The sequence below is a fragment of the Sphingopyxis flava genome (assembly GCF_900168005.1).
Taxonomy (GTDB): domain Bacteria; phylum Pseudomonadota; class Alphaproteobacteria; order Sphingomonadales; family Sphingomonadaceae; genus Sphingopyxis; species Sphingopyxis flava.
On sequence record NZ_FUYP01000011.1, the window covers coordinates 17,794 to 39,416 of the forward strand.

The window sequence follows — 21,623 nt, forward strand, 5'->3', positions numbered from 1 at the left end:
GATAGGGCTACGCTCAGACGAGGATTTCGCGCGCGGGTCCCTGCCCCAGAAACGCGGCGGGGCTTGCCGAGGCGCCATAGGCGCCCGCCTGGAAAATCGCGACCAGATCGCCCGCTTCGGCGCGAGGCAGCGCGACCTGGTCGCCAAGACGGTCGAGCGGGGTGCAAAGACAGCCGACAACCGAAACCGTCTCGACCGCTTCGGCGCCGAAATGGCTCGCGATCGCGATCGGGTAGTTGCGGCGAATGACCGTCCCGAAATTGCCGCTCGCAGCAAGCTGGTGATGGAGCCCGCCATCGGTGACGAGAAATGTCTCGCCATGACTGACCTTCCGGTCGACGATGCGCGTTAAGTAAACGCCCGCTTCGGCAACGAGCCAGCGCCCGAGCTCCATCGCAAAGCGGCTCGCGCCCAGCACCGGATCGCGCGCCGCCAGCGTTTCGGCGAGCGCTGCTCCAACGGCCGCGGTATCGACCGCGCTGTCGCCGGGGAAATAGGGCACGCCCATCCCGCCGCCGAGGTTGACGAGCGGGGGCGCTGCCCCAATGTCGCTGGCGAGGCGCGCTGCAAGCGCAACGGTCTGCGCCTGCGTCTCGGCGATCGCGGCGGCGGCGAGTGCCTGCGATCCGGCAAAGATATGAAAGCCTTGCCAGTCGGCGCCCGCGTCGACGAGGCGCCGGACGAGCGCGGGCACGCCCTCGGCATCGACTCCGAAGGGCTTGGCGCCGCCTCCCATTTTCATTCCCGAGCCCTTAAGGTCGAAATCGGGATTAACCCGCACCGCAAGCCGCGGACGGGCGCCGAGCCGCGCCGCGATATGGAGCGCGCGTTCCGCCTCGCCTGCCGATTCAAGGTTGATGGTCACCCCTGCCTTGATGGCCGCTTCGAGCTCGCGGTCACGCTTGCCGGGGCCGGCAAAGCTGATGTGCTCGGCCGCCATGCCGCTCGCGAGAGCTGCGGCAAGCTCGCCCCCCGATGCGACATCGAAGCCGTCGACGATGCCCGCCATGAAAGCGAGGAGCGGCGCAAAGGGGTTCGCCTTCATCGCATAATGAAGCTGCACCTCGGTCGGCATGGCCGCGCGCCACTCCGCGACGCGAGCCTTCAAAAGCGCGCTGGCGTAGACGAAGAGCGGCGTATCCCCGGCGCGCGCCGCGAGCGCATCGGCGCGCTCGCCGCCGACGAGCAGCATGCCGTCGGCGTCCGCCGAATAGCCGGGAGGAATGGGGCCATGCGGCTTCATGCCGTCACCTTTTCGATCCACTCGGCCGCAATCGCGACGCGGTCGAGCTTGCCGTTGGGATTGCGCGGCAAGGCCGCGCGCCATTCGATCGTCTGCGGCTGCATGAAGTTCGGCAAATTCTGCCGCAGATAGGCCGCGAGCGCGCCCGCGTCCTCAGCGCCGCTCGCCCCCCGCACGATCAATATGATCGCTGCGCCAAGCCGCGCATCCGGAATGCCAAACGCCACAGCCTCATAGACGAGACCCGAGGCGACCGCGGCGTCCTCGACCTCGGTGGGACTGACGCGGTTGCCCGCGGTCTTGATCATCGCATCTTCGCGCCCGATGAAGGTGAGCAGCCCCTCGGCATCGCGCTTTACCGTATCGCCCGACCAGACGGCTGTGCCGCCGTAGATGGATGATGGGGGTGCTGCACGAAAGCGCTCGGCGCTCCGTTCCTCATCCTGCCAATAGCCTTTCGCCACCAAGGGTCCGCAATGCACGAGTTCGCCAGGCTCATCATCGGCGGCGATGCTCCCGTCGGGGCGGCAGACCAGGATTTCAGCATGGGGTATCGCGCGGCCCATCGAGGTGGGATGGCTGGCGACGAGCGAAGGGTCGAGATAGGTTGAACGAAAGGCCTCGGTGAGGCCGTACATCGGGTAGATGTCGGCCTTGGGAAACGTCGCGCGCATCGCGTCGATCAGCGAGGGCGTGAGCGCCCCGCCGCTGTTGGTGAGGCGCTGCAGCAGCGCTGCGGTATCGTGAGGCCAGTCGCTCTCCACCAGTTGCACCCAGAGCGGCGGTACGCCTGCAAGCGTCGTGATCTCATGCCGGGCAACGGCTTTGACGACGTCGCGCGGCGTCAGATAGTCGAGCGGGGCGACCGCCGCGCCGGCATACCAGCTCGAAAGAAGCTGATTTTGTCCATAGTCGAAGCTCAGGGGGAGCACGGCGAGGATGCGGTCGGAAGGCGTGATCTTCAGATAGGAGGCGACGCTTTCGGCGCCGAGCCACAGATTGGCGTGGCTGAGCATCACGCCCTTGGGGCGCCCCGTCGAGCCGCTGGTATAGAGAATGGCCGCCAGATCCTGGGGCTCGGCGAGCGAGGGCGGGAGACCTTCACCGGGCGAATCGATGACCTCCTCGGCGATCTTCAGATCCTCGAGCGCGCAGGCTTCGGGTCGTCCCGCGCCGAGCGCTTCGCCGCGCGAACCGTTGGTGACAAGCAATTTGGCGCCGCTGTCGGCGAGGATATGCTGAACCTGCGGCGGTTTGAGCAAGGGGTTGACCGGCACATGGATGAGCCCGGCGCGCGCCGCAGCGAGCGGCATCAGGCACGCACTCCGCGTCTTGGCGCTCCAGCTCGCGACGCGCTCCCCTGGTCCGCCCGCCTGTTCCGAAAGCCAGGATGCAAGCCGCCCCACCCCGGCGTCGAGGTCCGCAAAACTGGTGACACGATCGCCAATCAGGAGCGCGGGCGCGTCGGGCGCACCGCGGCGGGCGAGATGGTCGATCGGGTGCGACGGCGGGCTGAGGGCTTTGGTCATCGGCTGTTAGGAGAGTGGTGATAGAGCGCTGCGTCATGCAAGGGAACGGTGAACATCAACCTAATGATATGGCGTTGCCCCCTGCCGCGCGCGGTGCTGGCTTTGTTTCGCCTTTCGACCAGGCAGCCTGGTTCGATCTGCTGACGGCGCACGGATATGCCCCCGGCGGGCGTCTCAACGCCTGGGGGAGCGCGGGGGAAACGAGGGCATGGCTACCGCTCCGGCTCGAAAAAGCCGGCGCGCTTGCAGGCCTTGGCAACTGGTACAGTTTTTCGGTCCGCCCGCTCTACACCGGCGGCGACAAACGCGCCGATGCGCTCCGCAACCTCTTCGCGCGGCTGCGCAAACGCGCGGGCCGCCTTGCCCTTTATCCGGTTCCCGACGCCGAAAAAAATGGCATCGCCGCGGCCATGCGCGATGCCGGTTGGTGGGTGCGCAGCGTCCCCAAGGGCGACCGCCACTGGCTCGATCTTGGAGGCCTCGACCATGACGGGTGGTGGGAAAGCCGCCCCGGCGCGCTTCGCAGCACGGTCAAGCGTAAGGCAAAGAAGAACGTGGTGGATATCGAGATCTTCACCGCCTTCGATGGCGCAGCCTGGGCTGCCTATGAAGAGATTTATGCCGCAAGCTGGAAGCCCGAAGAAGGCGACCCGGCGCTGCTTCGGGCCTTTGCCGAAGCCGAGAGCGCGCGCGGCACCTTTCGCATGGGGCTCGCGCGGATCGCTGGCGCGCCCGTCGCAGCGCAGTTCTGGACGGTCGAGGATGGCACCGCCTTCATCCACAAGCTCGCGCATGTCGAGGACAGCCTCAAGGCCTCGCCGGGCACTCTCCTTTCGGCGGCGCTGTTTCGCCACGTCATCGAGGTCGACTGCGTCGTGCGCATCGATTTCGGCACCGGCAATGACGGCTACAAGCGCGACTGGATGAACCGGCACGAGCCTTTGTGGCATATCGAGGCTTTCAATCCGTCGCGCATCGCGGCATGGGGGCCCGCACTCAAGGCTTTTGCGCGCTCGGCGCTCGGGCGCGCGTGAAGGATATGCTCGTGACCGATACCCCCGCCACCGCCGTCGATGCCACCTTGCGCGCGCTGCTTGGCGATGTTCTGGGCCTCGGCGAAGCCCGCGCCGCTGCGCTCACCGCTGACAGCGGTCTTTTTGGCGAGCTTCCCGAATTCGATTCGATGGCTGTTGCGACCGTGCTCACCGAGATGGAGGACCGGCTCGGCATCCTGATCGACGACGATGAGGTCGACGGCGAGATTTTCGAAACCTACGGCAACCTGCTCGCCTTTTCGGTGCGCAAGGTCGCTGGATGAGGCGAGTCGCGTCGGGCGCATGAGCGAGCATCACTTGCGCATAGTCCCCGCCGGCAGCGCGCGCGCCAGCGTCCTTTTCGTCCCGCCGCTCTTTGAAGAGGCGAACCGCACCCGGCGCACGCTTGTCCTTGCGATGCGCGCCCTCGCGGCCGAAGGCCTCGCCGCGCTGCTGCCCGATCTTCCAGGACAGAATGAAAGCCTTGTTCCGCTCGTCGAGGTCGATCTCGCGCGCTGGCGCGCCGCGCTTGCAGAGACCGCAAGCAAGGTCAGCGGCCCGCTGATCATCGCCTCGCTGCGCGGCGGAGCGCTGATCGACCATGCCGCCCCGGCCGCAGCCTGGTGGCGCCTCGCGCCTGCAAGCGGCGCCTCGCTTCTTCGCACCCTGCTTCGCGCCCGGGTGTCGGCCGATCGCGAGGCAGGGATCGCCTCGAGCCTTGCGAGCCTCGAAGCCGAAGGCGCTAAAGCCCCGCTCCTCCTTGCAGGTAACCTGCTGTCGCCGGCGATGATCGCGGGGCTTGGCGCCGCGGAGGTGCAAGCCGCCGAGCCGCTGCGCAGCGTCGCGCTCGGCGCTGACGGCATTGCCGGCACCCCGCTGTGGCTGCGCGCCGAACCCGGCGAAGACCCGGATATGGCGCAGGCGATCGCCGCCGACATCATCGCATGGAGCCGCTCATGCGGCATCATCTGAGCTTTGACTGCGAGGGCGCAGCGCTTGCTGCGACGCTCGATGATGCGCCTGGAACGACCGGGCTCCTGATCGTGTCGGGCGGCAATGAAATTCGAAGCGGCGCGCACCGCGGCATGGCGATGCTTGCGATGCGGATTGCCGCGGCGGGTCATCCGGTTTTCCGCTTCGACCGCCGCGGGGTTGGCGACAGCGAAGGCGAAAATGGCGGCTTTGAGGCGAGCGGGCCAGACATCGCGGCTGCGATCGCGGCCTTCCGCGGCGCCGCTCCGCATGTCGCCCGTATCGCCGCCTTCGGAAATTGCGATGCAGCGAGCGCGCTGCTCCTCCATCGGCCTGCGGGGCTTGACGCGCTGCTCCTCGCCAATCCCTGGACCTATGAGGCTGGCGGCGACGAGCAAGCGGGGGACGAGCCCGCGCTTCCCCCCGCCGCGGCGATCCGAGCGCGCTATCTTTCGCGGCTGAAGGATCCAGGGAGCCTCCTGCGATTGCTCAAGGGCGAGATCGATCTTGCAAAGCTATGGCGCGGCCTCGCCTCGCTCGGGCGGCGCAAAGCGCCGGCAGCGCCGGACAGCCTCGCAGCCCGCCTCGACGCAGCGCTCGCGTCGCTGCCCTGCCCTGCCACTATCCTGCTCGCGGCGGGCGACCGGACAGCGCAGGCATTCCTAGAGAATTGCCGCCCCGGCGCGGTAGCCGTCGAGCGGCTCGAGAGCGCGTCGCACAGCTTCGCCGGGGCAGACGCCGACTGGCTCGCGGCACGGATATTGGCCCGCCTCGGCTAATGGGTGCACCCCGGCGGCGCGCGCTCTTAAGCGTCCACCATTGCGTGATATTCGGCCTCGGCGAGGAAGCGCTCGGCGTCGAGCGCCGCCATGCAGCCCATGCCCGCCGCGGTGACCGCCTGGCGATAGACTTTGTCGGTGACGTCGCCGGCGGCGAAAACCCCCGGGATCGCCGTCAGCGAAGTACCCGGCGTGACCTCGAGATAGCCGTCGGCATCGAGCGGCAGCTTGCCCTTGAAAAGTTCGGTCGAGGGGCTGTGACCGATCGCGACGAAGCCGCCGTCGGTCGGCTCGTGACTCGCCTCGCCCGTCACCGTGTCGATAAGGTCGACCCCGACCAGTCCCGCGGTGCCCTCGCCTGCGACGAAACGCTCGACCTTCTTGTTCCAGAGAAGCTTGATCTTCGGGTTGGCGAAGAGGCGGTCCTGGAGGATCTTTTCGGCGCGCAGCGAATCGCGGCGGTGAATCAGCGTTACGTCATCGCTGTGATTGGTGAGATAGAGCGCTTCTTCGACCGCGGTATTCCCGCCGCCGATCACCACCACTTTCTTGCCGCGATAAAAGAAACCGTCGCACGTCGCGCAGGCCGACACGCCCTTGCCGCCCAGTTCCTGCTCGCCGGGGACGCCGAGCCACTTCGCCTGCGCGCCGGTCGCGATCACCAGCGTTTCAGCGAGATAGACATCGCCGCCATCACCGGTGAGCCGGAAGGGACGTTCGCCAAGGTCGACGTCGACAATCGTGTCCCAGATCATGCTCGTGCCGACATGCACCGCCTGCGCGGTCATCTGTTCCATCAGCCACGGGCCCTGGATGACCTCGGCGAAGCCGGGGTAATTTTCGACATCGGTCGTGATGGTAAGCTGCCCGCCCGGCTGAAGCCCCTGGACAACGATCGGCTGCATCCCCGCACGCGCGGCGTAGATGGCGGCCGAGAGACCGGCGGGGCCGGAACCGAGAATGAGCATCTTGGTGTGGTGCGTGTTGGGCATGACGATCCTTTTCGGCCCTGTGCCGGAGGGAAGAGATGGGTGTTGCCAATCGCGCTAGCAAGGGTCACCCTGCGCGCCAAGGGGGAGAGGCGGTGACAGCGAGGGATGCGTCCGAAAAAAGAGCGCGTACGCGCCCGCGCAACTGGAAATTCGTCGCTGCGATTATCACCGCGCTCGCCGCAGCCCTTGCGGTCTATATGCTGGCGGAGGCGGGAGCGGGCGGAGCGATCGGCTATGCGCTGCTCGTCGTGTTGCCCGCAGCGCTCACGGCCTTCATTGCCTGGGTCGGCAGCATGGGCCGCAATTGGCCGCGCCGGACCTTCCTCCTCGTCCCTGTCTGGATGGCGCTCGCCGCGGCGGTAATCGGGGCGGCATTTCTGCGCGAAGGCGTGGTCTGTCTCCTGATGGCGCTCCCTTTCTGGATGCTGTTCGGCTATATCGGCATTTGGCCCGTCTATCTCTATCGGCGCGATCGTGCGCGGGTCGATCCGGCTACTTTTCGCGCCCACGGGCTCTTGCTTCTGCCTTTCCTCGCGCTTCTGGCCGATCAGCAGCTCAAACCGCCGGGCGAGACGCGCGTCGTCGTGCGCGAGATCGTCGTCGATGCACCGGCCGACGCGGTATGGGCGCAGCTTCTCGCCATTCCGGCTATCACCGCTGACGAAGGGCGGTGGAACATGAGCCAGGACATTTTGCGCCTGCCACGCCCGGTCGCCGCGCATTTGCAAGGCGAAGGCCCCGGCGCGATACGCGATGCGCTATGGCAGGAGGATATCCGCTTTCAGGAAATCATCACGGACTGGGAGCCAGGCGCGGCGCTGCAATGGCGCTTCGCCTTTCCCGACCCCTCGATCCACGAGCGGACCGACCGGCATATCGAACCCCATGGACGCCATCTTTGGATCGACACAGGCGGCTACCGGCTGATAGCCATGGCTGATGGCCGGACCAAGGTCCGCCTGTGGACGCGCTATCACCTCGCCACCCCGTTCAATGCCTATGCCGGCTGGTGGGGCGAGCGCATTTTGGGCGACATCCAGGACAATGTTCTTGCGATCGTCGCCGGGCGGCTCGCGAAGAGCATGGCAGGAGGGAAGCCATGAGCAGCTGGTGGGAGCGTCACGCAGTCCCGCGCCTCATCCAATGCGCCTGTTCGCAGGGGCAGATCATGAAGCTGCGCAGCGAGGTCGTGCCCCACGCGGCGGGGGATGTGCTCGAGCTTGGCTGCGGCGGCGGCATCAACATGGAATTCTACGATCCTGCGCGGATTACGGGCCTCAGCGGCCTTGATCCCTCGCCCGAACTTCTGGTGATGAGCCGGGCGGCTGCAAGGGCGCGCGGCATCGAGGCAGATATCAGGGGTGGTATCGGCGAAGCGATGCCGTTCGAGAGTGACCGTTTCGACACAGTCCTCACCACCTTTACGCTCTGCTCGGTCACCGACCAGGCAGCGGTGCTCGCCGAAATCCGCCGCGTGCTGAAACCTGGCGGGACCGCGCTTTTTCTCGAACATGGCGGCGCGCCCGACGAAGGCGTCGCGAAATGGCAGCGTTGGATCGAGCCCCTATGGAAGCGGATTGGCGGCAATTGCCACCTCACCCGCCCCATATCGGATGCTTATGCCGGCGCGGGCTTCGCGGTCGAGACGCGCGGCGCACTCTACATGCCCAAGACCCCTCGCCCCTTTGGCTGGGTCGAATATGGGGCTGCCCGCCCCCGCTGATCTTTCATCGAGGAAGGTCTCGCTCGCCTTTCTCTCCCATCTCGACAAGCCCGTGCCCGACGCTGACGCGCTCGTCGAAGACGAAGCAGCTCCCGCGCCAGCGGCTCGCCTCTGCCGGCACCTGCTCGAGATAGGCGAGGATGCCGCCCTTGAGGTGCACGACATCCTCGACGCCCTCGCTCCTTAAGAAGGCCGTCGATTTCTCGCAGCGGATGCCCCCGGTGCAGAACATGGCAATGCGCTTTCCCGCAAGGCTCTCGGCGTTGGCCCGCCACCAGCCGGGAAAATCGCCAAAGCTCGTGGTATGGGGGTTAAGCGCGCCTTCGAAACTGCCATAGCCGACCTCGAAATCGTTTCGCGTGTCGATGAGCACCGTCTCCGGATCATCGACGACGGCGTTCCAGTCGGCGGGCGCGACATAGGGCGCGGCATCGCGCACCGGATCGATCCCCGCGACCTTCATGGTCACGATTTCCTTCTTGAGCCGTACCTTCATCCGCTTGAACGGCATGGCGGCGGCTGCGGAATATTTGACGTCGAGTTCGGCGCAGCCCGGCAGCGCGCGGATATGGGCAATCACGGCCTTGATCCCCTCCGCGCTCCCGGCGATGGTCCCGTTGATCCCCTCGCCTGCAAGGAGCAGCGTCCCCTTGATTGCCTGCTTAGCGCAAAGATCGACGAGGGGCTGGCGCAGGCAGGCGGGATCGTCAAAGGGGGCGAAACGGTAAAGGGCGGCAACGGTGAAGGTCATGGCGCCGCCCATAGCGGCGCGCAGGGCTGAACAAAAGCCGCCGTCAGCGGAAAGGATCGCCCCTCCCCGTTGCGTAATGCGCCATCGCCATCGTCGTCCACTGCGCGTTGACGCGAATGCAGCTGGGAAAGACGCTTGCGTCGCTCACGAGCACGTTCGCCGTTCCGTGGACGCGGCACTCAGGATCGACGATGCCGTGTCGGGGATCCGCGTGGATCGCATTGCCGCCATGCGGGTGGCTGCTTGAGAGAGTGACGTCGTCGGATTCGCGAATGACGCTTTCGAAGAAGGCATCGATGTCCATGTCGGGCGTGACCGCCTGCCCGACCGTGAGCGCCGGGTAGCATTCGAGCGCACCTGCGGCGAAATGAACCTTGGCGAGCGTCGCCATCGCGCGCCGCAGCACAGGCAGATCCGCATCGCGGTCGAGCTGGAATTTGAGCTTGCCGTCCTTGACCCGGCCGCGCCGGTCGGCAGGGAATAATATGCCGGCCGAGTGTACGCGGCCATAATTCTTCATCCGCGCGCTATGATCGGCAAACCATCCCGGCATGAGCGATGCCATCGACATCGGCGGCTGAAAATGACTCTCGAGCAGATAATCGCCGCAGTCGACATAGCTCGACATCTGGTCCTCGTCCCAGGCGTCGCCGCCGACGCCTTCGGGCATCAGTGCGACGACCGGCGAGGCGACATTGAGCGATATGTTGCGGCCCGTGCCCGCAATATCGCTGCGATCGAGAAGCTTCGACGAGGCGATGGTGCCGGCGGCAACGATCACGCCAACCCGGGCCCGCACCAGCGCCCTCGACCCGTCGGGAAGCACCAGCCGGACGGCTTCCGCCTCGCGCCGCCCATCGATGGCCATCTGCCAGATGATCCGGTCGGCCTTGGTCCCAGGAAGGATGCGCGCGCCGAAATCGCGGCATGCCTCGGGAAGATAGGTCTGCGCCATCCCCATCCGCCGTCCATAGGCGCATCCCGAATTGCAATAGCCGCAATAGGCGCATGCGGTCGCGGTGCCGGGCGGGCCGAAATTCTTCGCGAACCAGTCCGCGACCGCACGCTGCTCCTTGGGGTCCTGCGAGGCCGCCGCATAGGCCGCCCAGCCATTCAGCAGATGCGGGCCATTGTGGCGCCCGCTGCGCGGCTCGATCGCGGCGATGCCGAGCTTTTCCTGCACCGCGTCATAGCTTGCGTGAAAGGCCGCGGCATCGATCGGGGCGCCGAGGCTTGCCCACTGCGCGAGGACATCGGGTGCGTCGGGGTGGGTGCGCCCAGCTTCGTTCACACGCAGGCAGATGCCATTGTTGATCGTCGACGATCCGCCGACACAGCGCCCCTGGAACACGACGAAGTCGCGGTTGGTCGAGGTTTGGAGCGCGCCATGCTTGAAGAGCTCTGCCACCATGTCGAGTTCGTGATGGGTGATATGGTGCGAGGGATAGAAGGGGCCGGCCTCGACGATCAGCACCTTGTAGCCCTGCGCTGCGACATTATAGGCCGCAACCGCGCCCCCCGCCCCCGATCCCACGACGATCACGTCATATTCGGACGCGAGATCGGCGGCGCCCAGCACATGCGCGGGATCGATCTCGCGCCCGTCGATGCGCGTGATCGGCATCTCGCCTGCGCCCCGCTGGCGAAACTTCGGGAGGGTAAAGCCGATCTGGGCGTGGACCGGGTTCGCGGCATTGGCATCCTGGTCCCCTGCCTCGACCCCCGGCTGCCAATGACCATAATAGCAGGCGTAGATGATACCGCGCAGCCGCGCCATGTCCTGGAAAAGATCAAACTGGCTGTTCTGCAGCCGGTCCCGAATGCGCTTTGCGCGCGTTTCGACGCGCGATGCGGCAAAAAGCGGCCCGAGCACGATCTCGGTCGCGGTGAGCGACAGGCGGATTTCGTCGAGTTTCGTCCCGCCGACCTTCGCGAACAGGTCGCAGATATTGGCGACCACCTGATCGGGTGAAATCACCATTTCGGCTTCATGGAAGAGCGCCTCGGTCAGCGCCTTCAAGAATTTGAGCTGCCCGAAATTGAACGGTGCCGTCATCGCCTCACCCCCTGCCTCCCCTTATGAAAGATGCAGGCTTATAGCGGGTTAAGGCAAGGCGTATTGTACCGGATCGCCAGCAATGCGGGGGCGGAAAAATTGGGCGCGGTCAGCGAACCGCGATCGTGAGATGCGCGAGGTGAAGGTCCGCAAGGCAGCTGCGCAGCTGCGAAGGCGCGCGCTCTCCCTCAACCTCGACGATCGCCGCGCGCGCCTGCGGACCCACCCGCCAGACGTGAAGGTCGATGAGGCGCAGGTCGCCGATCGCGCCGATCCGCTCGCGCAGCGCCTCGGCGAGCTCCGCATCGGTTTCATCGAGGAGAATGGCGGAGGTGTCGCGCATCAGGCTCCATGACCAGCGCGCGATGACGAGCGCGCCTGCGATGCCCATCGCAGGGTCCATCCACCATAGCCCGAGGTAGCGCCCCGCGAGCAAGGCGGCGATCGCGAGCACCGACGTCAGTGCGTCGGCGAGGACGTGGAAATAGGCCGAGCGCAGATTGTTGTCATGTCCATGGTGATGCCCCCCGGCCCCATGATCATGATCATGCCCGCGATGGTGCCCGCCCATCAGCATGAGAGCGCTCACAATATTGACGGCAAGTCCCAGCACCGCGACCAGCGCTGCGCTCGTGAAATCGACGCGCACCGGATCGAAGAGGCGAACGACCGATTCGGCAGCGATCCCGATCGAGAAGATGCCGAGGATCAGCGCGGACGCGAAGCCCGTGAGGTCGCCGACCTTGCCGGTTCCGAAGCTGAACCGCGGGTCGTGGCGGTGCTTCTTCGCATAACGATAGGCAAGCGCCGCAAGCCCGAGGGCGCCGGCGTGGGTCGCCATGTGGAAGCCGTCGGCGAGAAGCGCCATCGACCCCGTCCAATAGCCCGCGGCAATTTCTGCCACCATCATCACGGCGGTGAGCGCGACGACCCAAAGCGTGCGCCTGGCATTGTCGTCATGCGACGCGCCCAGAAAATCGTGAAGCGGCTGGACCGCGGCGGATTCGCTCTCAGACATGGCCCGCCCCTATTTCGCGTAGCGTCGGATGACCGCCAGAAGTTCGTCGGCGCCCGCGGCGCGCTCGGCGTCGCTTAGGCCGGGAAGCGCAACATGTTCGGTCAGATGCTCGGCGATCACTTCGTCAAGCAGTCCATTGACGGCCCCCCTCACCGCGGCGACGCGGTGAAGCACGGTTGCGCAGCTTTCATCCGCTGCGAGCGCTTTTTCGATGGCGGCGACCTGGCCTGCAATGCGGCGCACGCGGGCGAGGAGTTCGGGGCGGGTGGCAAGGTGACTCATACCCTACCCCCCTATACTATACACCTCCCCTTCTCAAGCACAGTTTCCGTTTACGTAAAGCAGTTGCGCCGGCCCGCGGGACGGGTTACGCCGTCATCCATGTTTTTCGGCTTTCTCGACGAGCTGCGGGCTGCAGGCATTCCGGCCAGCCTCAAGGAGCATCTGATGCTGCTGGAGGCGCTCGACCGCGAGGTGATCGACCGCAGCCCCGAGCAATTTTATTATCTCTCGCGCGCCATCTACGTGAAGGACGAGGGGCTGCTCGACCGCTTCGACCAGGTGTTCAACAAGGTCTTCAAGGGCCTTCTCACCGACTATGGCCAGAACCCGGTCGACGTGCCCGAGGAGTGGCTCAAAGCCGTCGCCGAGAAATATCTCACCCCGGAAGAAATGGACGCGATCAAGTCGCTCGGCTCGTGGGACGAGATCATGGAGACGCTCAAGAAGCGGCTCGAGGAACAGCAAAAGCGCCACCAGGGCGGCAACAAGTGGATCGGCACCGGGGGCACCTCCCCCTTCGGCAACGCGGGCTACAACCCTGAAGGCGTGCGGATCGGCGGCGAGAGCAAGCACAAAAGAGCGCTCAAGGTCTGGGAAAAGCGCGAGTTCCAGAATCTCGACAACACCAAGGAGCTCGGCACCCGCAACATCAAGATCGCGCTGCGCCGTCTGCGCAAGTTCGCGCGCGAGGGCGCCGCCGACGAGCTCGACATTCCGGGCACGATCGACGGTACCGCGAGGCAGGGCTGGCTCGATATCCGCATGCGTCCTGAACGGCGCAACGCGGTGAAGCTCCTTCTCTTCCTCGACGTCGGCGGCTCGATGGACCCCTTCATCAAGCTGTGCGAGGAATTGTTCAGCGCCGCGACCAGCGAATTCAAGAATCTCGAATTCTTCTATTTCCACAATTGCCCCTATGAGGGCGTGTGGAAGGACAATAAGCGCCGCTGGTCCGAGCGCACGCCGATGTGGGACATCCTCCACAAATATGGCCATGACTACAAACTGGTATTCGTCGGCGATGCGTCGATGAGCGCCTATGAGATCAGCCATCCCGGCGGCAGCGTCGAGCATTTCAACGAAGAAGCGGGCGCGGTGTGGCTGCAGCGCATGACCAATGTCTATCCCGCCGCCGTCTGGCTCAACCCGGTGCCCGAGGCGCATTGGGGCTACACCCAGTCGGTCAAGATGATCAAACAGCTGATGAACGACCGCATGTTTCCCCTCACTCTTGCGGGGCTCGACGATGCAATGCGCGAGCTGACGCGAAAGCATTGACGGGCTGTCGGTGATGGCCGACGATGCGGTCGAGGGGAAAGTCGATGAGGGTGATTTTCGCCGCGCGATCACCTTCATTTCGCTGAGCCGGCTCGCCGGCACAATCCTCGCGCAACTCCTCCTCCTCCCCGCCGCCTCATTGATCGCGCTGGTCGCCGTCCATGTCTGAGCCGCGCCGCGCCCATTCGCGCTTCTACCGCGTCCGCGCCCGGCTCGAGGCGATGGCCGTCGAGCCCGGGCCGCGCGGCTGGTTTCTCGAATTTCTCGTCTTCGGCTTCAAGCAGGGCTGGGCCTGCCTCTTCGGCGCGCTGATGCTGACGCTTCTGCTCGCGACCCATTTTCTCTGGCCCGATAATGCGCCGCTTCACCGCTACGATGCGATTACGATCGGCGCGATCCTGATCCAGCTCTCGATGCTCGCCTTCCGGCTCGAGACGCTAAAGGAGGCCATCGTCATCCTCATTTTCCACATCGTCGGGACGGTGATGGAGCTCTTCAAGACCGCCGCCGGGTCGTGGCAATATCCCGAAGCGAGCCTCCTGCACATCGGCGCCGTGCCGCTCTTCTCAGGCTTCATGTACGCCGCGGTCGGCAGTTATATCGCGCGTGTCTGGCGGATCTTCGATTTTCGCTACACGCGCTATCCGCCCGCCTGGACGAGCTACGCCCTCGCCGCGGCGATTTACGTAAATTTCTTTGCGCACCACTGGCTGCCCGACATCCGCTGGCTCCTGTTTGCCGCGACTGCGCTGCTTTTCCGGCGCTGCCAGGTCTGGTTCCGTCCGCTCCATATCCACCGCCGGATGCCGCTTCTCGTCGGCTGGGCGCTCGTCGCACTCTTTATCTGGTTCGCCGAGAATATCGGTACCTTTGCCCGTGCCTGGACCTATCCCAATCAAGAGAGTGGCTGGCAGATGGTCGGGATCGCGAAGCTCGGCAGCTGGTATTTGTTGATGATCATCTCGTTCGTTCTGGTGAGCATCGTCCAGCGGCCGCGGACCCTGCCTGGCTCCCCGCCCGCCGAGGCCGTTCCCGCCAAAGGATCCCGTCACCCGGACGCGCACCAAGGAAGCGGAACCGGGCGCGCGGGAGGATCCTAACCAATCGGATTGTCGATCGACACCGGCGGCTCGCTGAACCATTTGGGTCCGCTCGCAGTCATGTAAAAACAATCCTCGAGGCGAATGCCGAATTCGCCAGGAATATAGATGCCAGGCTCGTTCGAGAAGCACATGCCAGGTGCAAGCTTCGTCGTCTCGCCGCGCACCAGGTTGACGGGTTCGTGGCCATCGAGCCCGATGCCGTGCCCGGTGCGGTGCGAGGTGCCGGGAAGCTTGTAGCCGGGGCCGTAGCCCAGGCCTTCATAATAGGTGCGAACCGCGTCATCGACCGACCCGGCTGGAACGCCGATCTTCGCGGCCTTGAAAGCGACGAGCTGGCCCTTGCGCATTTGCTCCCAGACCTGGCGCTGGCGCGCCGTCGCGGTCCCATGGACCCAGCTTCGCGACACATCGGACTGATAGCCGTGGACGTTGCAGCCGCAGTCCATCAGCACCACCTCGCCCTCCCGCACCCGCTGCGGCTGGCCGCTTCCGTGCGGATAGGCGCTCGCCTCGCCGAGCAGAACGAGCGCGAATTCGGGTGAGCCGCCAAGCGCCCTCGTGGCGCCGTTCATGATCGCGCCGATGTCGGCGGGGGTCATCCCTGCCTCGACGCGCGGCGCAGTATAGCGATAGGCCTTGATGGTGATATCGGTTGCAAGCTGCATCAGCGCGATCTCGGTCGCCGACTTGATCATCCGGCATCCGCGCACGACCGGAGCGCCATTGACCAGCGTGGCACCGGGCATCGCCTTTTGAAGCCCATCGACCGCAAAATAGCGCACCGTTTCTTCAACGCCGATCCGGCCCTTGGCGAACCCGCGCCTGGAAAGCCATGCCGAAACCGCCCCAAGCGGATTTTCATCCTCGTCCCAGGTGAGCAGCTCGGCTTCGACGCTGAGGCTCTCGCGAACCGAAGGCTCCTCGAAGAAGGGCGTGACGATCGCAACTTCCCCCTCGCGCGTCAGCACGGCCGCGGTGAGCCGCTCGCTGCGCCACCAGTGAATGCCGGTAAAATAGATAAGGCTCGCGCCGGGCTCGATGAGCAGCGCGTCCATGTCGTGGGCGCGCAACAGCCCTGCAGCCTTGGCGAGCCGCGCCTGAAGTTCGTCGGCGCCGATCGGCTGCGTATCCTTTGCCATGCTTGAAAGGCCTGCAAAATCGTCCGCCGCCCAGCAGGTCGCAGGAAGGCTCGCTGCAAGTCCTCCGATGGCTGCCACGCCCATGAACCGCCGCCGATGCATGGTCATATTCCTGTCCTCACTCGCCGCGATAAAGCAGCAGATCTTCGGTCGCCGCGCGCCAGGCCGCCTCGTCCGGTAGGGCTAGGGCGTCGAGATCGCCCGCCTCGGCGCCAGCATCGTCGACCCATTCGCGCAGCAGCGGCGAGCCGTTGATCACGTCGATCGCGAGCACGCCTTCGGTATATTCATACAGGAAATCGGTGCCGCGCCAGATCGGGTATTCGGGGTAGAGCCTGCGGATCGCCTTGAAGGCGAGCGCCTGCACGCGCCACGGCCGAAACGCCGCATGGTCATACCAGGGTCCCTCGGCATGAATGTGGACGCCGCTGTTGAGCACGCCGACATGCTTGTGGAACGTCGGCTGGAACCAGATGTCGCGCAGCTTGCAGCCGGAGAGCCAGGCGGGCGCGAGCCGCTGCATTTCGACGATCAGCGCGCGCGCATCGATATCGGGCGCCCCGAAGAGCTCAAGCGGCCGCGTCGTCCCCCGCCCTTCGCTCAGCGTCGCCCCCTCGACCATCACCGTTCCCGCATAGGCGCGCGCCATGTTGACGTTGGGCGCGTTGGGGCTCGGATTGATCCACGCACGCTCCTGCGGCCAGCCGAAACCGGGCGCGGCGTCGGGGGCCCAGCCTTCCATTTCGATCACGCGATAATCGACCTCGAGCCCGAAATGACGGATGAACCAATGCCCCATTTCGCCCATCGTGAGCCCGTGACGCATCGCCATCGGCCCCGCGCCCACGAAGCTTTCCCAACCGGGACGCAGCAGCGTGCCTTCGACCGGGCGCCCGGCGGGATTGGGCCGGTCGAGCACCCACACCGCCTTGCCATGCTCGGCTGCGGCCTCGAGCACATAGAGCAGGGTCGTGATGAAGGTGTAGATGCGGCAGCCTAGATCCTGAAGATCGACAAGCATCACATCGAAGCTCTGCATCGCCTGATCCGACGGCCGTCTCACTTCTCCATATAGGCTAAAACATGGAACCCCGTACACCGGATCGGTAAAGTCGGGCGACTCCATCATATTGTCCTGAAGGTCGCCCCGCACGCCGTGCTGCGGGCCGAACACCGCGGTTACATTGACGCCCGCGGCCACGAGCGCATCAAGACTATGCGTCAAGTCTGCGGTGAGCGAGGCGGGATGCGCGAGCAGCGCAACCCGGCGCCCCTCCAGCGGCTTGCGAAGGGCTCGATCGGCGAGCAGGCGGTCGATGCCGAACAGGATCGTCATGCCTGGTCGGGTGCCCCAAGCGTCAGCGTAAAGCAATCGGGATGATGGAAATCGGGTTTCCCCGGCGGGTGTGCGAGCGCCCAATAGCTCTTGGTGCCATCGATCTCCTCGATCACGGCAGAAAGCGCAAGCCTGCTGCCGCGATCGGGAAAGATGCCAGGTTCAATGCGCAGCCGGTACGAGGCAGGCGCGCGCTCGGCCGCCATGTCCCAGGGCGCAAGATCGTCCGGGCCGAGCAGCGATCGATAATCGTCGAACTGGTAGCAGGCCCAGCGGCCATCGGGCGAATAGTTGAACTCGGTATAGTCTGGGGTATCATCCTCCGTGAGGAAAGCCTCGAAACAGGTGCCTTGCCACAGGCCATCGGTCGGACCATCGGCAATCACGAGCTGTCCCTCGCCCGCGGGGAGCACGATGCGGTCGATCTCGCCTTCGACGATGAAGCAGAGCACGAAGCCCTCGTCGAAAGAAAGGCCGATCTCGGCTCGCACCGTCCCCACCGCGATTGCCGGGGTTTCCGGGTGGCATTGCAGTTCCGCGCGCATGCTATCCAAATCGCAAACCCCATGCTAAGCGCCCGCGCGCTATGACGACTTACAAATCCGACCTGCTGCGCCTGCTCGATGAGCGAGGCTATATCCACCAGATGACCGATGCGGAAGGGCTCGATGCGCTTGCCCAAAAGCAGGTCGTCCCCGCCTATATCGGCTTTGACGCCACCGCGCCCAGCCTCCACGTCGGAAGTCTCGTTCAGATCATGATGCTGCGCCGCCTTCAGCAGACGGGTCACAAGCCGGTGGTACTGATGGGCGGCGGAACGACACGCATTGGCGACCCTACGGGACGCGACGAAAGCCGCAAAATGCTGTCGGATCAGACGATCGAGGACAATATTGCCTCGATCCGCACGATCTTTGAACCCTTTTTGACCTTTGGCGATGGGCCCACCGATGCAGTGATGGTCAACAACCACGACTGGCTCGGCAAGCTCGGCTACATCGAGCTGCTGCAGGAGGTTGGAACCCATTTCACGATCAACCGCATGCTCACCTTCGACTCGGTCAGGCTGCGGCTCGATCGCGAGCAGCCGATGACCTTTCTCGAATTCAACTACATGATCCTCCAAGGCTATGATTTCCGCCATCTGGCGAAGGAAATGGGCGTGCGCCTGCAGATGGGCGGATCGGACCAGTGGGGCAATATCGTCAACGGCGTCGAACTTGGCCGCCGAATGGATGGCGCGGAGCTTTATGGCCTCACCACCCCGCTTTTGACCACGGCCGCGGGCGCCAAAATGGGCAAGACGGCGGCCGGCGCCGTCTGGTTAAATGCCGATCAATTGTCCCATTTTGACTATTGGCAATATTGGCGCAACTGCGACGACCGCGACGTCGGACGTTTCCTCAAGCTCTTTACCGACCTCCCGCTCGACGAGATTGCGAGGCTCGAGACGCTCGAAGGCGCGGAAATCAACGAGGCGAAAAAGATCCTCGCCAATGCCGCGACCGCACTGTGCCGCGGCGCCGAGGCCGCGCAGGCGGCCGCCGAGACCGCGGCGCAAACCTTTGAAAAGGGGCGCATCGGCGGGGATTTGCCGCAGGTCACCGCGCCTGCCGAGGGACTGCGCATCCTCGATGCGCTGCGCGAACTTGGCTTTGCCGCCTCGAACAAGGAGGCGCGGCGCAAGCTTGAGGAGGGCGCGGTAAAAGCCGGCGGCGCGGTGATCCGCGATCCCCACCACCTCATCCAGCCTGCGGACGAGCCCGTCCCGGTCAGCCTCGGCGCCAAGAAGCACGGCCTTGTGACGCGATGATCCGAGGGGTGATATTTACCGATTCTTAGCGGATTGGAGTCGATCTTGGCGCGAAGACCAGCAAGGGTATGCTATGCGCAAGATCGACACCAACAAGGCCCATTATGTCGGGCTCGACCAGCGGCTCTCGCCGCGCAGCGACGTCTATTGCCGCCTGCCCTTCGTCATGCCTGACGGCCGGCAGGAAATGTGCACCTGCGTGAACATCAGCGCCGACGGGCTCCTGATGCGCTTCGAGCGCAGCCTCGAGCCCGGCGATATGGTGGTTTTTCGTATGCCGATCATCGGGCGCACCGCAGCCAAGGTGATCTGGTCGCTCGGGGGCAAGACCGGAGTCCAGTTCGACAAGATGATCGCGGTTGAGGATTATCTCCCGATGCTGCGCGCGATGGGCGCGCGCGCGGATCTCAACTAGCCGCTTCGCAGGAGCGGCACCGCCGCATCGCGCTCAAAGAGATAAAGGCACGTTCGCACCGCCTCGCCGCGCGGGCCATCCATGCCGCCGTCGCGCTCGACGAAGAGGCGAGCATCATCGTGGGCAAGCGGAAGCAGGCGCACAAGCTGCTCCGCCGCCGCGAGCCGGTAATCGGCCTCGCCGGATTGCTTGAGACCGAGCAGTTCGCCCCCGCCTCTCAGTTCAAGATCCTTCTCCGCGATCACAAAGCCGTCGCTCGTGCCGCGCATCAGCGCGAGCCGTTCGCGCGCGGTTTCGGAGAGGTTCTGCGAGCGAAGCAGCAGGCAGACCGACTTCGCCGCGCCGCGCCCGACGCGCCCGCGAAGCTGGTGAAGCTGCGCGAGGCCGAAATTCTCGGCATGCTCGACGATCATCAGGCTCGCCGACGGCACATCGACCCCCACCTCGATCACCGTCGTTGCAACGAGGACGCCGATCTCGCCCGCTTGAAAGCGCGCCATCACCGCATCCTTGTCAGGACCTTTCATCCGGCCGTGAACGAGCCCGACGCGGGTCTCACCGAAGCGCTCGCGCAGCAGCGCTGCACGCGCCTCGGCGGCCGCGAGTTCGCTCGTCTCGCTTTCGGCAACGAGCGGACACACCCAATAGGCCTGCGAGCCGCCCGCCAGATGGCGTTCGAGCCCGCTCACCACCTCCTCGAGCCGGTCGGCCGAGACGACGCGCGTATCGACCGGGGTGCGCCCTGGCGGCATCTCGTCGATCTGCGACACGTCCATCTCGCCATGGTTGGCAAGGAGCAACGTGCGCGGAATCGGGGTCGCCGTCATGACAAGCAAATGGGGCGGCCGCTGCCCCTTGGCGGTCAGCATCAGCCGCTGCGCGACCCCGAAGCGGTGCTGCTCGTCGACCACGACAAGCGCCAGATCCTTGTAGGCGACCGCCTCCTGGAAGATCGCGTGCGTGCCGACGAGAATGTCGATGCTGCCGTCGGCGAGCCCCATCAGGGTCGATTCGCGCGCTTTTCCCTTGTCGCGTCCCGTCAGGATCGCGACATTGACGGGCAGGCCGGAGAGCATGCGCTGCAAGGTGGCAAAATGCTGGCGCGCCAGGATTTCGGTGGGGGCAAGAAGCGCCGCCTGCGTCTTTGCCTCGACCGCCGCCAGCATCGCGCGGAGCGCGACAAGCGTCTTTCCCGAGCCGACGTCGCCCTGCAGCATCCGCAGCATCGGCCGATCCTGCGCCATATCGCCCGCGATTTCGCGCCCGACGCGCTCCTGCGCGCCGGTCAACCCGAAGGGCAGCCGCAGTCTGCTTGCCAGGCGTCCGTCGCCGACAATGGCGCGGCCCTTGCGATTGCGCAGCCCCTCCCGGATCAGCATCAGCGCAACCTGGTTTGCAAAGATCTCGTCATAAGCGAGCCGGTCGCGCGCAGCCTCGTCGCGCGGGCTTGCGTGCGCCCGCGCGACAGCCTCGCGCCACCCTGGCCAGCCCCGCGCGGCGAGCAGCGGCGCGTCGATCCATTCGGCAAGGTCGGGCCTCCTCTCGATCGCGACGGCGGCAAGCTGCGACAGCCGCGCATTGCTCAGCCCTTCTGTCAGCCGATAGACGGGCTCGTGAACCGAGATCGCACTTTCGTCGCCGGGCTCGGCGACCTGATCCGGATGCACGATCTGCCGCATGTCGCCGTAAAGATCGAGCCGCCCCGAGACCCGCCGCTTCTCGCCCAGGGGAAAGAGCTTGCGCGCAAGGCCCGAGGTGCGTCCGAAATAAACGAGCCGAACATGGTCGCCCGCGCTGTCGAACGCCTCGACGCCGAAGGGCGCGCGCGGCGAGCGACCGGGACGATAATCCTTTGCCGTCACCTCGACGATGATCGTCTGTCCCGCCTGCGCGTCGCGGAGCCTTTCGACGGGCACACGCGAGATCAGGCCGGTCGGCAGATGGAACAGCACATCGATGACGCGCTCGAGCCCGAGCCGGGTCAGCGGTTTGGCGAGCTGCGGCCCGACGCCCTTCAGGTCGGTCAGCGCGGCAAAGAGCGGGTTGAGGATTTCGGGACGCATGGCTAGGGCGTGTCTAACCTTTAACCCTTGGTCTTGCCCAGCCCCTCCTCTGCTTCCGCATTCTGTGCAGTCGAGGCGCCCACCGGTGCAGCGCAGG

22 protein-coding genes are annotated in these 21,623 nt (G+C 65.4%); 11 read left to right on the forward strand and 11 right to left on the reverse strand.

The window, feature by feature from the left end; genetic code table 11:
* Window positions 1-13: 13 nt before the first annotated feature.
* Window positions 14-1,243, reverse strand: a complete 1,230-nt coding sequence (locus B5X69_RS10360) for a pyridoxal-dependent decarboxylase, exosortase A system-associated (protein WP_079638632.1) — start codon at window positions 1,241-1,243, stop codon at window positions 14-16.
* Complete coding sequence (locus B5X69_RS10365) at window positions 1,240-2,772, reverse strand: acyl-CoA ligase (AMP-forming), exosortase A system-associated (protein ID WP_079638633.1); 1,533 nt, start codon at window positions 2,770-2,772, stop codon at window positions 1,240-1,242. Before B5X69_RS10365 ends, B5X69_RS10360 begins: the two co-directional genes overlap by 4 nt.
* Before the next feature lie 68 nt (window positions 2,773-2,840).
* Here B5X69_RS10365 and B5X69_RS10370 point away from each other — a divergent pair, with 68 nt between their 5' ends.
* The 4 genes from B5X69_RS10370 to B5X69_RS10385 are packed head-to-tail and all read left to right on the forward strand — an operon-like array spanning window position 2,841 to window position 5,557.
* A complete protein-coding gene (locus B5X69_RS10370; protein ID WP_245798698.1) occupies window positions 2,841-3,806 on the forward strand; it encodes a GNAT family N-acetyltransferase in 966 nt (321 codons plus the stop codon).
* A gap of 5 nt (window positions 3,807-3,811) precedes the next feature.
* Window positions 3,812-4,090: an acyl carrier protein gene (locus B5X69_RS10375; RefSeq protein ID WP_079638765.1), complete on the forward strand. Its 279-nt coding sequence runs from the start codon at window positions 3,812-3,814 to the stop codon at window positions 4,088-4,090.
* Between the two features lie 19 nt (window positions 4,091-4,109).
* Window positions 4,110-4,778 carry an alpha/beta hydrolase family protein gene (locus B5X69_RS10380; RefSeq protein WP_079638635.1) on the forward strand — a complete coding sequence of 223 codons (669 nt, stop codon included), beginning with the start codon at window positions 4,110-4,112 and terminating at the stop codon, window positions 4,776-4,778.
* On the forward strand, window positions 4,763-5,557 hold the full coding sequence (locus B5X69_RS10385) for a hydrolase 1, exosortase A system-associated (protein ID WP_079638766.1): 795 nt from the start codon (window positions 4,763-4,765) through the stop codon (window positions 5,555-5,557). Before B5X69_RS10380 ends, B5X69_RS10385 begins: the two co-directional genes overlap by 16 nt.
* 26 nt (window positions 5,558-5,583) lie before the next feature.
* Here the strand turns inward: B5X69_RS10385 and trxB are convergent, their stop codons facing one another.
* On the reverse strand, window positions 5,584-6,549 hold the full coding sequence (gene trxB, locus B5X69_RS10390) for a thioredoxin-disulfide reductase (RefSeq protein ID WP_079638636.1): 966 nt from the start codon (window positions 6,547-6,549) through the stop codon (window positions 5,584-5,586).
* Window positions 6,550-6,641: 92 nt separating this feature from the next.
* On the opposite strand from trxB, the gene B5X69_RS10395 reads away from it, so the two are divergent.
* Window positions 6,642-7,652, forward strand: a complete 1,011-nt coding sequence (locus B5X69_RS10395) for an SRPBCC family protein (RefSeq protein ID WP_139375739.1) — start codon at window positions 6,642-6,644, stop codon at window positions 7,650-7,652.
* On the forward strand, window positions 7,649-8,272 hold the full coding sequence (locus B5X69_RS10400) for a class I SAM-dependent methyltransferase (protein ID WP_079638638.1): 624 nt from the start codon (window positions 7,649-7,651) through the stop codon (window positions 8,270-8,272). The genes B5X69_RS10395 and B5X69_RS10400 overlap by 4 nt, the downstream gene beginning before the upstream one ends.
* A 4-nt stretch (window positions 8,273-8,276) precedes the next feature.
* On the opposite strand, the gene trhO is transcribed toward B5X69_RS10400, so the two are convergent.
* The 4 genes from trhO to B5X69_RS10420 all read right to left on the reverse strand — a co-directional run bounded on the left by trhO (window position 8,277) and on the right by B5X69_RS10420 (window position 12,379).
* Entirely contained in the window at window positions 8,277-9,023 is a 747-nt protein-coding gene (gene trhO, locus B5X69_RS10405) for an oxygen-dependent tRNA uridine(34) hydroxylase TrhO (RefSeq protein WP_079638767.1), read from the reverse strand.
* A gap of 43 nt (window positions 9,024-9,066) precedes the next feature.
* On the reverse strand, window positions 9,067-11,079 hold the full coding sequence (locus tag B5X69_RS10410; protein ID WP_079638639.1) for a GMC family oxidoreductase N-terminal domain-containing protein: 2,013 nt from the start codon (window positions 11,077-11,079) through the stop codon (window positions 9,067-9,069).
* A gap of 109 nt (window positions 11,080-11,188) precedes the next feature.
* Window positions 11,189-12,097 (reverse strand): CDF family Co(II)/Ni(II) efflux transporter DmeF, encoded by a 909-nt coding sequence (dmeF, locus tag B5X69_RS10415; RefSeq protein WP_079638640.1) that lies wholly within the window; start codon window positions 12,095-12,097, stop codon window positions 11,189-11,191.
* A 9-nt stretch (window positions 12,098-12,106) separates the two neighbouring features.
* Window positions 12,107-12,379 (reverse strand): metal/formaldehyde-sensitive transcriptional repressor, encoded by a 273-nt coding sequence (locus B5X69_RS10420; RefSeq protein ID WP_079638641.1) that lies wholly within the window; start codon window positions 12,377-12,379, stop codon window positions 12,107-12,109.
* A 99-nt stretch (window positions 12,380-12,478) separates the two neighbouring features.
* Here B5X69_RS10420 and B5X69_RS10425 point away from each other — a divergent pair, with 99 nt between their 5' ends.
* The 3 genes from B5X69_RS10425 to B5X69_RS10435 are packed head-to-tail and all read left to right on the forward strand — an operon-like array spanning window position 12,479 to window position 14,757.
* A complete protein-coding gene (locus B5X69_RS10425; protein ID WP_079638642.1) occupies window positions 12,479-13,657 on the forward strand; it encodes a vWA domain-containing protein in 1,179 nt (392 codons plus the stop codon).
* 13 nt (window positions 13,658-13,670) lie between these two features.
* Window positions 13,671-13,826 (forward strand): lipid II flippase family protein, encoded by a 156-nt coding sequence (locus tag B5X69_RS10430; RefSeq protein WP_245798699.1) that lies wholly within the window; start codon window positions 13,671-13,673, stop codon window positions 13,824-13,826.
* Window positions 13,819-14,757 carry a DUF817 domain-containing protein gene (locus B5X69_RS10435; RefSeq protein ID WP_079638643.1) on the forward strand — a complete coding sequence of 313 codons (939 nt, stop codon included), beginning with the start codon at window positions 13,819-13,821 and terminating at the stop codon, window positions 14,755-14,757. The genes B5X69_RS10430 and B5X69_RS10435 overlap by 8 nt, the downstream gene beginning before the upstream one ends.
* Here the strand turns inward: B5X69_RS10435 and B5X69_RS10440 are convergent.
* Genes B5X69_RS10440 through B5X69_RS10450 form a run of 3 tightly spaced genes read right to left on the reverse strand, consistent with a single transcriptional unit; the run spans window position 14,754 to window position 17,780 of the window.
* Entirely contained in the window at window positions 14,754-16,007 is a 1,254-nt protein-coding gene (locus B5X69_RS10440) for a M24 family metallopeptidase (protein WP_245798700.1), read from the reverse strand. The two genes, B5X69_RS10435 and B5X69_RS10440, sit on opposite strands and share 4 nt — an antisense overlap.
* Before the next feature lie 10 nt (window positions 16,008-16,017).
* Window positions 16,018-17,229: an exo-beta-N-acetylmuramidase NamZ family protein gene (locus B5X69_RS10445; protein ID WP_079638769.1), complete on the reverse strand. Its 1,212-nt coding sequence runs from the start codon at window positions 17,227-17,229 to the stop codon at window positions 16,018-16,020.
* A 2-nt stretch (window positions 17,230-17,231) separates the two neighbouring features.
* Window positions 17,232-17,780 carry a DOMON-like domain-containing protein gene (locus B5X69_RS10450; protein WP_079638644.1) on the reverse strand — a complete coding sequence of 183 codons (549 nt, stop codon included), beginning with the start codon at window positions 17,778-17,780 and terminating at the stop codon, window positions 17,232-17,234.
* Between the two features lie 41 nt (window positions 17,781-17,821).
* Here B5X69_RS10450 and tyrS point away from each other — a divergent pair, with 41 nt between their 5' ends.
* Window positions 17,822-19,048: a tyrosine--tRNA ligase gene (gene tyrS, locus B5X69_RS10455; protein WP_079638645.1), complete on the forward strand. Its 1,227-nt coding sequence runs from the start codon at window positions 17,822-17,824 to the stop codon at window positions 19,046-19,048.
* 73 nt (window positions 19,049-19,121) lie between these two features.
* A complete protein-coding gene (locus B5X69_RS10460) occupies window positions 19,122-19,463 on the forward strand; it encodes a PilZ domain-containing protein (protein WP_079638646.1) in 342 nt (113 codons plus the stop codon).
* Here the strand turns inward: B5X69_RS10460 and recG are convergent.
* Window positions 19,460-21,526, reverse strand: coding sequence for an ATP-dependent DNA helicase RecG (gene recG / locus B5X69_RS10465; protein WP_079638647.1), 2,067 nt, complete (start codon window positions 21,524-21,526; stop codon window positions 19,460-19,462). The genes B5X69_RS10460 and recG overlap by 4 nt on opposite strands.
* Between the last annotated feature and the right edge of the window lie 97 nt (window positions 21,527-21,623).